At 51.9% G+C, this 9,693-nt stretch carries 12 protein-coding genes, 1 pseudogene and 1 riboswitch; of the genes and pseudogenes, 9 read left to right on the forward strand and 4 right to left on the reverse strand.

Features of this window, described 5'->3' with window-relative positions; all coding sequences use genetic code 11:
- Positions 1-97 precede the first annotated feature (97 nt).
- Positions 98-1,024, forward strand: a complete 927-nt coding sequence (locus BST81_RS23985; protein ID WP_083637057.1) for an MbnP family copper-binding protein — start codon at positions 98-100, stop codon at positions 1,022-1,024.
- Positions 1,025-1,029: 5 nt separating this feature from the next.
- Complete coding sequence (locus BST81_RS23990) at positions 1,030-2,190, forward strand: methanobactin export MATE transporter MbnM (RefSeq protein ID WP_253188465.1); 1,161 nt, start codon at positions 1,030-1,032, stop codon at positions 2,188-2,190.
- A gap of 70 nt (positions 2,191-2,260) precedes the next feature.
- On the opposite strand, the gene BST81_RS23995 is transcribed toward BST81_RS23990, so the two are convergent.
- Together BST81_RS23995 and BST81_RS24000 are read right to left on the reverse strand one after the other, a co-directional pair.
- A complete protein-coding gene (locus BST81_RS23995) occupies positions 2,261-2,503 on the reverse strand; it encodes a hypothetical protein (RefSeq protein WP_075601050.1) in 243 nt (80 codons plus the stop codon).
- A gap of 121 nt (positions 2,504-2,624) precedes the next feature.
- A complete protein-coding gene (locus BST81_RS24000) occupies positions 2,625-2,840 on the reverse strand; it encodes a high light inducible protein (RefSeq protein ID WP_075601064.1) in 216 nt (71 codons plus the stop codon).
- Between the two features lie 167 nt (positions 2,841-3,007).
- A riboswitch (cobalamin riboswitch) is annotated at positions 3,008-3,153 on the forward strand.
- A gap of 30 nt (positions 3,154-3,183) precedes the next feature.
- On the opposite strand from BST81_RS24000, the gene BST81_RS24005 reads away from it, so the two are divergent.
- From BST81_RS24005 to BST81_RS24040, 7 genes are all read left to right on the forward strand, one after another.
- A complete protein-coding gene (locus BST81_RS24005; RefSeq protein ID WP_171974840.1) occupies positions 3,184-3,939 on the forward strand; it encodes an energy-coupling factor ABC transporter permease in 756 nt (251 codons plus the stop codon).
- 4 nt (positions 3,940-3,943) lie between these two features.
- Complete coding sequence (locus BST81_RS24010; protein WP_075601051.1) at positions 3,944-4,264, forward strand: energy-coupling factor ABC transporter substrate-binding protein; 321 nt, start codon at positions 3,944-3,946, stop codon at positions 4,262-4,264.
- Between the two features lie 3 nt (positions 4,265-4,267).
- On the forward strand, positions 4,268-5,062 hold the full coding sequence (cbiQ, locus tag BST81_RS24015; RefSeq protein ID WP_075601052.1) for a cobalt ECF transporter T component CbiQ: 795 nt from the start codon (positions 4,268-4,270) through the stop codon (positions 5,060-5,062).
- A 21-nt stretch (positions 5,063-5,083) separates the two neighbouring features.
- Positions 5,084-5,437 carry an ATP-binding cassette domain-containing protein gene (locus BST81_RS24020; RefSeq protein WP_075601053.1) on the forward strand — a complete coding sequence of 118 codons (354 nt, stop codon included), beginning with the start codon at positions 5,084-5,086 and terminating at the stop codon, positions 5,435-5,437.
- A 27-nt stretch (positions 5,438-5,464) separates the two neighbouring features.
- Positions 5,465-6,294, forward strand: a protein-coding gene (locus tag BST81_RS27190) for an IS1 family transposase (RefSeq protein ID WP_143780277.1) whose coding sequence is annotated in 2 segments (ribosomal slippage) — positions 5,465-5,806 and positions 5,809-6,294 — 828 coding nt in all. Because the reading frame shifts where the segments join, the coding sequence is not laid out codon by codon here.
- A 33-nt stretch (positions 6,295-6,327) separates the two neighbouring features.
- Positions 6,328-6,840, forward strand: coding sequence for an ABC transporter ATP-binding protein (locus tag BST81_RS24035; RefSeq protein ID WP_253188466.1), 513 nt, complete (start codon positions 6,328-6,330; stop codon positions 6,838-6,840).
- Between the two features lie 262 nt (positions 6,841-7,102).
- A complete protein-coding gene (locus tag BST81_RS24040) occupies positions 7,103-8,749 on the forward strand; it encodes a thiamine pyrophosphate-binding protein (protein ID WP_075601055.1) in 1,647 nt (548 codons plus the stop codon).
- Here the strand turns inward: BST81_RS24040 and BST81_RS24045 are convergent.
- Both BST81_RS24045 and BST81_RS24050 read right to left on the reverse strand, forming a co-directional pair.
- Positions 8,729-9,460 (reverse strand): hypothetical protein, encoded by a 732-nt coding sequence (locus BST81_RS24045; RefSeq protein ID WP_143780478.1) that lies wholly within the window; start codon positions 9,458-9,460, stop codon positions 8,729-8,731. The genes BST81_RS24040 and BST81_RS24045 overlap by 21 nt on opposite strands.
- A pseudogene (locus tag BST81_RS24050) lies at positions 9,441-9,693 on the reverse strand (ISKra4 family transposase); the annotation flags it as partial. The gene BST81_RS24045 and the pseudogene BST81_RS24050, both read right to left, overlap by 20 nt.

The following is a 9,693-nucleotide window of genomic DNA, read 5'->3' on the forward strand; positions in this document are numbered from 1 at the left end:
TTTGAATTGGTAAACCTTTGACGATCGGTCTTTTGACGCTTCCCCCTGTTCTATTCGATAGTGCAACCATAATCAAAGCCGCTATATCACTCTACCAATGAACTCCAAGATTCAAACCACAGCAACTGTGGGCCTGCTGTCGATTCTGGCCGGACTCTCAGGCTCGATCGTCCCTACCGCTGTAGCCGCCGAGACGCAGCCCGTCACCCTTCGGTTTCTGGCCAAAGTGGGCAAGCAACCAGTCTCCTGCGGCGCAACCTATCGGCTCGGTAAACCAGCAACCCATCAGACCCTGACTGATTTTCGCTTTTACATCTCAGAGGTAGCCCTGATTGATGCCAGGGGCAAAACGGTCCCGGTTGCACTGGAGCAGGATAGCAAGTGGCAATACCAGACCGTCGCCCTGCTGGACTTCGAGAACAAAACTGGAGCCTGTGCCAATGGCACCCCTGAACTGCGCGATCGCATCATCGGCACCGTCCCCACCGGGACTTACACCGGCCTGAAGTTCACCCTGGGCGTTCCTGCCAGCCTGAACCATGCGGATACAGCCCTCGCCCCATCTCCCCTCAATCTGACCAGTCTCTGGTGGAACTGGCAATCCGGCTATAAGTTCCTTCGGATTGATCTGAAAAGTGCCGATCCCATGCCCATGATGAAGCATCATCCCCAAAAGCCAGAAGCTAAAGGGGCAGGACAGGGCGAAGCCGGGATCGCAGGCTTTCCCATTCATCTGGGCAGCACGGGATGCCACGGTGGGAGCACCAGCGAGAAACCGATGGGCTGCAGTAATCCCAATCGGGCCAGCGTCCGATTGACCGGCTTTAATCCCGAAAAAAATGTGGTAGTTCTTGATCTGGCTGAACTGGTGAGCAAGTCCCCTCTGAACCACAACCAACCCAAAACCAGTCCCGGTTGCATGTCTGATCCTGCCGATCGGGATTGTATTGGCATTATGGCTAGTCTGGGCTTGCCTTTTATGGGTAAACCTGCAAGCCCGCAAACGATCTTTCGGATTGAGTAGAACCATTGCAGCATTACCGTCGCATCATGCGAGCGATCGTCCTGGCCATCATCTTTCTCCTCTCCCTTGCCCTGAGTCAAATGCTGGCTGCTTCGCCGCCCAAAGAGGCTTACCACTGGGCCATACCTGCCGGTTTGCCTCGGCCAGTGGTGCCTGCGGATAACCCGATGACAGCTCCGAAAGTGGAATTGGGCCGACACCTGTTTTACGAAAAGCGGCTTTCGGTCACCGGTGATTATTCCTGTGCATCCTGCCATGAGCAGAAACGGGCCTTTACCGATGGCAGGCTAGTGGGGATTGGGGCCACCGGAGAACCCCATCCCCGCAATTCCATGAGTCTGACCAATGTCGCCTACAATTCGGTCCTGACCTGGGCTAATCCCCTTATGGTGCGGCTGGAAACCCAGGCCCTCGTCCCCCTGTTTGGGGAACACCCGATCGAACTGGGGCTGGTGGGTCGCGAAGCCGAGATCCTTACCTTTTTGCGTCAAGATCCTGCCTACCGGCAGCGCTTTAGCGCTGCTTTTGGGGCCGGTGATGATGCCATTACCCTCAGTAATTTGACGAAGGCTCTGGCCGCTTTTGAGCGCAGTCTGATTTCGTTTAACTCCCCCTACGATCGCTATCGATTTGGAGGCGATCGTACCGCTATTTCGGCAGCAGCAAAACGGGGGGAAACCCTTTTCCAGAGCGAACGTCTGGAGTGTTTCCACTGTCACAGTGGATTTAACTTTTCAGATTCTGTCAGGCATGAACGATCGGCCTTTACAGAAGTTGCTTTTCACAACAATGGCCTCTACAACATTGACGGTAAGGGGGCCTACCCACCCAACAATACTGGCGTTTACGCCCTTACCCAGGAGCCCACTGATATGGGTCGGTTTAAAACCCCCACTCTACGCAATATTGCCCTGACTGCACCCTACATGCATGATGGCAGTGTCGCCACCCTGGGGGCGGCGATCGAGCATTATCGGGTCGGGGGAAGAACCCTCACCAGGGGACAGTATGCTGGAGTCGGCAGCCACAATCCCTTCAAGAGTCCATTTGTTGCCGGATTTAGCCTAACTGAAGCCGAAAAACAGGATTTACTGGCTTTTTTGCACAGCTTGACCGATGCCGCATTCATTCAGAATCCTGCCTTGAGTGATCCTAATCCACCTTAAAAGCCCCGGAAGCTCTACTCGCCGGGACTTTTACAAACTACCAGATCAGGAATGACCCTGATGGGACGGTCTACAGGAGACGGCTGAAAATCATTGCCCACAGAACGCCACCGGCACCAGCAGCAATCAGCAAGTTCGTAAAGAATCGACCCACTTCCGTATTCAGTCCTAAAGCCTTATCTTCTTGGCCAGCAGTAAAGAAAAGGGACCAGGCCTGGTTCCCTGTCATCACATCAGAATTACTGTTGAAATCTGGGCGAAACACAACGGGACCGAGCAAATCTTTGCGAGGAAAATCAAAATCAGTTTTCATGGTTAGTCCTCCAATTAACTAATGGTACAAACTGCAAATCACAAACTTGAGAAGCTAGCTCAAACCTGAATAAGGCCCTGGAACGAAACCTACTGTGGAAAAGACGTGCCTAGAGTAATCCTTAGAGATGGCTCAACCAGCCCACTACCCCATGACGACTGAGCACCTCTAACGCCAGTAAAGACACAAAGCCAATCATGGCTAGCCGCCCATTCAATCTCTCAGCATAAGGAGTGAAACCTGCTTGAGCACTGCTGTCTACATATACTTTGGGCTCAACTGCGTAAACGTTAGCCCGCCCGCCCTCTTCAATTACCTGTCCACGAATTGTCGTCATCGCTGTCATCTCCCTGAACTAATGTAAATAAATGTAACCTAATGTAAATAAAAATTGCAATACTCTTGACAGAAAACCCCTGGCGTGAAAACCGAACCTTTCAAGGGGTGTCGCCAAAGTTTGCCCGTCCTGGGGACAATCATCTGACAGGGGGGCGCGGGGAGTGCTATGCTGGCTAAGCGATCGGTTCTGGGGAAGGTCATCCCCCAGAAGTAATGGGGAAAGAGCAGTGCAAATCTGCCGCTGTCCCGCAACTGTGATGAGAGAAGTTTCTCTCTAAGTCAGAATGCCCGCCGCTGTCGCCGTCGGATTGAGTCAACCAGTCTGCGAGGTACAGACGGACATGAAAATTAGTCAATTTTTACGCCTTGCCCTGATGGCAGGGCTAAGTTTCTATTTAGTGGTGGGTTCTCCCGCGCCCGCCCAAGCCATGCACATCATGGAAGGGTTTCTACCTGTAAGCTGGGCCATGTTCTGGTGGGGGTTGTTCCTGCCCTTTTTTCTCTGGGGGCTACGATCGCTGACTCGCATTACCCGTCAGCATCCCGAAACAAAGCTGTTGCTGTCCCTGGCTGGAGCCTTTACCTTTGTGCTCTCGGCCTTGAAGATTCCATCCGTGACTGGAAGTTGCTCCCATCCCACGGGAACGGGCCTGGGATCGGTTCTGTTTGGTCCCGCAGTCATGTCCGTTTTGGGTGCCCTGGTGTTATTGTTTCAGGCCCTGCTCCTGGCCCATGGTGGCTTGACGACCCTGGGAGCTAATGCCTTTTCCATGGCCGTTGTCGGTCCTTTGGTGGCCTATGGCGTCTACCATCTGGTGATGAAATCCAGTGGCAGACAGACCCTGGCCATTTTCCTGGCTGCCACCCTGGCTGACCTGCTGACCTATATCACCACCTCGATTCAGTTGGCCCTGGCCTTTCCGGCTGCCAATGGGGGAGTGGTGGCCGCATTTGCCAAATTCGCCGGGATTTTTGCCGTGACCCAGATGCCCCTGGCAATTAGCGAAGGTCTACTCACGGTCCTGGTATGGAACTGGCTGCAATCCTACAGCCCGGAAGAACTGAAGCTACTCAATTTGATCAAACAGGAGTCCTGAACTGATGAAGCAAGGCCATCAAGGTTGGAATAGCGGGCTGATGATTGCGGGTGTCGTGGTCTTGGCGATCGCCCCCCTGATTTTCGTCCGGGGCGCAGAATTTGAAGGTGCAGATAGCAAAGCAGCAGCAGTAATTCAGGACATTAATCCAGAGTATCAGCCCTGGTTTAAGCCCGTTTTTGAGCCTGCCAGTGGCGAAATTGCCTCCCTGCTGTTTGCGTTGCAGGCAGGGCTGGGAGCTGGAGTGATGGGCTATGTTATTGGGTTATATCGCGGTCGGCAGGAGCAGGCACAGGTGCAATCCCGGCAGCAGCTAGAAGAATAGCCCATGCATCATCACCTGGATGCCTATGCATACACCAATCGGCTCGGACAACTTCCGCCCATTCAGAAGCTCTCCTTTGTTCTGGTGGTGTTGCTAATGGCTTTGATGGCTCACCCTCCTACCCAGGGTGCGATCCTTCTCTGGATGGCCCTGTGGACGATCGGATATGCGGGGATTCCGGTCAGGGTCTATTGCCATGTTTTTGGCATGGCTGCCTTCTTTTTGGGCCTGAGTATTCCGGCACTGGTCTTGGAAATGGTCTCTGTTCAGGATTTTGCAACGGTGCAAGGAAATTCCCTGGGAGGGGTCGTTCTGGCCCACTGGTATGTCTTTGTCAGTCACTCCGGTCTGATCCAGGCCGGTGAAATTAGCCTGCGATCGCTGGCCAGTGTGGCCTGTTTATTGTTGATTCTATTCACAGTTCCTTTTTCAGAACTCTTGACTGTTTTGCGCCATTGTCGAGTTCCAACTGTATTGCTGGATTTGTTGCTTTTAATGTATCGCTTTTTGTTCTTATTTCTGGATGTTGCCACCCAGTTACAGTTAGCCCAGCAGGCCAGAGGCGGGTATCGTACCCGGAAACGCTGGATGGAGAGTGTGGCTTTGCTGGCCGGACAATTACTGGTGCGATCGCTGCAACGGTATCAACAGTTCTCTTTGGGATTAGCTGCCCGAGGGTTCAATGGCGACTTGCAGGTGTATTCAACCCAGTCCTACACTTACTCCACCCGCTACGCCCTGGAATCTGTCCTGGGCTGTGTCGGGCTTGTGATTTTAGATCGGAGATTCTTCCCTTAACCCCTCACGTTCCCACCCCACATGGCTGCTCCGCTGCTGGAATTCCATCAGGTTTCCTACACTTACCCCGGTGCCCGTCATCCTGCGATCGCTGAATTAACCCTGGCCATTCCAGCAGGGCGAAAGACAGCCATTCTGGGGCACAATGGCTGTGGCAAATCGACCCTGTTATTTCTGGCGGATGGGCTATATCGGCGCAGTGGGGGGGTGATTACCTGGAAAGGGGAGTCTTTGCAATACACCTCCCGTGCCCTGAACCTGTGGCGACAACGGATTGGATTGGCCTTTCAAGACCCGGAACAACAACTGGTCGCTGCAACGGTGGCCGAAGATATTTCGGTAGTGCGTCAAACTGATGTGGGTCTGGTAGAGTAAGGAATCAACGATTCACCTACTCAAGCTATGGAATGTAAGCTCTGCGGTCATTCTAAGACTCACAAGCATGGCAAGATGCCGAATGGGCATCAACGCTACTTTTGCCTGGGGTGCCAACAAACCTTCTCAGAGAGTTTTGACACCCTCTACTACTACCGTCACGTCAGTCCAGAGCAAATTCAACAAGTCCTGCAAGCTCACAGTGAGGGCACCAGTTTACGAGGGATTAGTCGGATTAGCGGGTTAGCTTATAACACGGTAGTGAGTATTATTCGACGAGCGAGTAGCAAAGCTCAACTCATCCACAATCAGGAGGTGGCTCAAGTTGAAACCGAGGAGGTGAGTGCTGATGAGATGTGGTCCTTTGTGCAAAAAAACAGAAGCAATGTCTGCCCCTAGAATTAGACCTGGGAGACTGTTGGGTGGGGTTGAGTTTAGCCAATAGCAGTGGGCTGATCTTGGCGGCCCGTGTGGGAAAGCATACGGATGAGTTGATTGAAGAACTGATGGTCACAACGGAAGGAAAAACGGAGTGCAAACAGTGGAATAGCGATGATTGGGGAGGGTATGAACGAGTCCTTCCACCAGAAATTCATCATCACATTGGTAAGGATAAAACCCAACGATTAGAGAGAACCAATGGTATTATCCGGCAACAAACAGGACGGTGGCATCGACGGCAAAACAAGTTTGGCAAGGTGTGGGAGCAAACGAAGGTGACTACACGATTGGTTGTCAGTTATTTCAATTGGATTTGGCGGCATAGCCGATTCAAAACCACAGCATCTCAACGAGCAAACTTGGCAGCAGAGCCTTGGACTTGGCAAGACTTCGCAACTTATCCAACAATTATTTGATGCACAACCGATATTTCCTACGGCCTGTGCAATTTGCAATTGCCTGCAGCGGAAATTGCCCGTCGCCTGGACCAGACCCTGGCGGATTTTGCCCTGGAAGATCTGGCCCATCAGCCCCTGCATCACCTCAGCTTGGGGCAAAAACGCCGGGTGGCTCTGGCGGGGGTGATGGCCTTACAGCCTGAGTTGCTGTTGCTGGATGAACCCACCGCCTATCTGGATGGATTGCAAACGGGCAAACTGCTACAAGAACTGGACCGCATTCATGGGCAGGGCACCACGATCGTGATGGCAACCCACGATCTGGACCTGGCCTATGGCTGGGCCGATTGGATCCTGGTGCTGCACGCAGGGCAGCTCATCCTGTCGGATTGTCCCCAGGCTGTTTTCACCGATAGGGTTCTGTTAGAGGAATTACAACTGGGAATGCCCCTGCTGCTACAGGTCTGGTACAGCCTGCCAGAGCATCTGCGGCAATCGCAACTGGCTCCACCGACAACGATCGCAGAGTTACGGGCGCGCTATCCATCGTCAGCGGATGGATAGCTGGCTTAGCCGCTGATGTCTTATTGCTCCTCTGTAACAATTGTGGTGAGGGTTGAGAAAATTAGCGATACTTGAGATAAGGCGTATCCATACAAATCATCACGATAGAGATTTGAATTGAGCCCTGGTGAGCGATCGTCAGTTGTTTTATTCATCATTCCAGTTGCCTTTTTAAGCCCTTTAATTCACTAAAACTTGCAATCAACTTGCGATTGCCATCCCTCATACGAAACAGATGAGTTTGAGAGGTGGAAGATAGACCATGTGGATTGGAAATTACCTGATTCAAAGGCTTTACGATCAGGGTGTCCGTCATGTGTTTGGGGTTCCGGGCGATTTTGTTTTGGGGTTTGATAAACTCCTCGAAGAAAGTTCTTTGATCGAATTCGTGAATACCTGTGATGAGCAGGGGGCAGGATTTGCAGCAGATGCTTATGCCCGTTTGCAAGGGTTGGGAGCAGTCTGTATCACTTACTGTGTGGGTGGATTGAAGGTGGCCAATACAACGGCTCAAGCCTATGCAGAAAAGTCTCCCGTTATCGTCATCAGTGGCTCTCCAGGGATGGATGAGCGGGTTAAGAATCCGCTGCTGCACCACAAAGTGCGAGAGTTTGATACCCAATTTAAGGTGTTTCAGCAATTGACGGTGGCCTCGACGGTAATCGATCGCCCGGACACGGCCTTTCAGGAAATCGATCGGGTCATTGCTGCGGCCCTCCGCTATAAACAACCCGTTTACATTGAATTGCCTCGCAACCTCGTGCATCAGCCAGGACACCCTAACTACCAGTGGGCTGTCAGTCCAGAGCCAAGCGATGAGAATGCTCTCAAAGAAGCCCTGGAAGAAGCCCTCACCCTGATTAACCAAGCCCACCGCCCCGTGATTCTGGCTGGGGTGGAACTGCATCGCTTTGGGCTGCAAGATAGCCTGATGCAACTGGTCGAAAAAACCAATATTCCGGTTGCCGTTACCCTACTCAGTAAGTCGGTGTTTAATGAACAGCATCCCTGCTACCTGGGCATTTATGCCGGAGCGATGGGCCATCCAGATATCCAGCATTATGTGGAAACCAGTGACTGCCTGATTTTACTGGGGGCTTTCATGACGGACCTGGATCTGGGTGGATTTACAGCCCATCTCGATCCCAAACGATCGATCAAAGTCACGAATGAGAAAACCTTAATTCAATACCACACCTATGAGGACATTCGCCTGCAGGACTTTATGCAGGGGTTAATTGCTGCCCCGATCCGTCCTCGCCCCCTGGATTTGCCCCAGCGAGTTCAACCGTCCCTGGCGGTGTTCCCGCTCCCGGAACAAAAGATAACCCTGCAACGACTGTTTGACCGGTTGAATCGGTTTATTGATGACAATACGATCGTCATCGCTGACCCCGGAGATGCCCTGTTTGCAGGGGTGGATCTGCTGATGCACCATCATACGGAGTTCCTCTCCCCGGCCTATTATGCTTCCCTGGGGTTTGCCGTTCCAGCCAGTTTGGGCACCCAGTTGGCGAAACCGAACCTCCGGCCTCTGGTTTTGGTGGGGGATGGGGCGTTTCAGATGACCGGGATGGAACTGTCCACCATTGCCCGGTATCACCTGAATCCGATCGTGATTGTGATTAATAACCAGGGCTACGCAACGGAACGTCCGATGCAGGATGGCAAGTTTAATGACATCTTGAACTGGAAGTATAGCCGCCTGCCAGAACTCCTGGGAACTGGGGTAGGATTTGAAGTCACCACCGAAGTGGAGTTGGAGGAAGCCTTACTGTTCAGTCGGATGAATCAGGACAGCTTTTGCATTCTGGATGTGCAGATTGATGCTACAGATGTATCCATGGCCCTCAAGCAACTCACGGGTGCTTTGGGGGCAAAAGTTAGATCATCTCAATCGACCAGTTGAGGAACGAGGTTGATGTGGCTTTTTCTGATTCAAGAAAATCAACACCAGCAGAGATAGAAGGTTAAGTGCAATCTTTACCTCTGGATCTTCGGGTGACCATGAAAAAGATGTATAGAAACCCCACAGAGAACCAAGATGAACGTTAACCTCAGCACCAAACCGAGGAGAGAGAATCAACCCCAAAATTACTTGTGCTCCTGATACAAAAGTGTAACTAATGCCATTGGATACACTAATTTGCAAGACCTGGCAGAACTGGATCACCTGGGACAGGAAATACCCTCTGAGCTGTCCCTGCCACAGCCATATCCCAGCTAGCACGCTCAGGCAATATAGAGTCAGAAAAAAGGCAATCACTGGGAAGTAACTGCCCAGTACGCTTGGCTGGAGTGCCACGCTTTCGAGAATAGAGACTATACCTAGCACACCACCCAAGGTTTCCAAGACTGCGATGGCTGTGATGAATTTGCCAGAGGAATCAGTAGCTTTGGGCTGGGTAGTTTTCGGTGTGGGTACAGCCAATTGCTTTTTGGCTGAGGCTTTTGTTTCTGGTAGAGTTGGCTGTACAGGCTTAACATCAACCTGATCAATTATCTGATGATTGGACAAAGTTATATCTGAAGCACTGGCGCTCAATTCTACATCTTTTATCCAGGCAAATCGCTGCGAGTGCATCCCAGTTTTGTAAGACTCATTTTGAGAATTGACCATTCAGGTAAGCACAGCGCTGCTTGAGTACTTGTGGTACGTTGTTCTTTTCCCACTGTGCTCCCGATATCTTGATGCGCTGCCCGATTTGTTTGACCGTCGATTCAATCGCACCAGAACCAATGGAGATGCCTTCGGCTTGATAATAGCCGTAGTTGACAATCCGCTGTCGATGCTTACTGAGGTAGCCAATGAAAGTCGCAACCCGCTCGTGTTTCCAATCGTCAAACTGGGCG

The organism is Leptolyngbya sp. 'hensonii', assembly GCF_001939115.1.
GTDB lineage: Bacteria > Cyanobacteriota > Cyanobacteriia.

Coding starts and splice junctions, on each gene's coding strand:
- BST81_RS23985 (WP_083637057.1), top strand. CDS start 98: ATGAACTCCAAGATTCAAACCACAGCAACTGTGGGCCTGCTGTCGATT.
- BST81_RS23995 (WP_075601050.1), bottom strand. CDS start 2,503: ATGAAAACTGATTTTGATTTTCCTCGCAAAGATTTGCTCGGTCCCGTT.
- BST81_RS24000 (WP_075601064.1), bottom strand. CDS start 2,840: ATGACGACAATTCGTGGACAGGTAATTGAAGAGGGCGGGCGGGCTAAC.
- BST81_RS24005 (WP_171974840.1), top strand. CDS start 3,184: ATGAAAATTAGTCAATTTTTACGCCTTGCCCTGATGGCAGGGCTAAGT.
- BST81_RS24010 (WP_075601051.1), top strand. CDS start 3,944: ATGAAGCAAGGCCATCAAGGTTGGAATAGCGGGCTGATGATTGCGGGT.
- cbiQ (WP_075601052.1), top strand. CDS start 4,268: ATGCATCATCACCTGGATGCCTATGCATACACCAATCGGCTCGGACAA.
- BST81_RS24020 (WP_075601053.1), top strand. CDS start 5,084: ATGGCTGCTCCGCTGCTGGAATTCCATCAGGTTTCCTACACTTACCCC.
- BST81_RS24040 (WP_075601055.1), top strand. CDS start 7,103: ATGTGGATTGGAAATTACCTGATTCAAAGGCTTTACGATCAGGGTGTC.
- BST81_RS24045 (WP_143780478.1), bottom strand. CDS start 9,460: ATGGTCAATTCTCAAAATGAGTCTTACAAAACTGGGATGCACTCGCAG.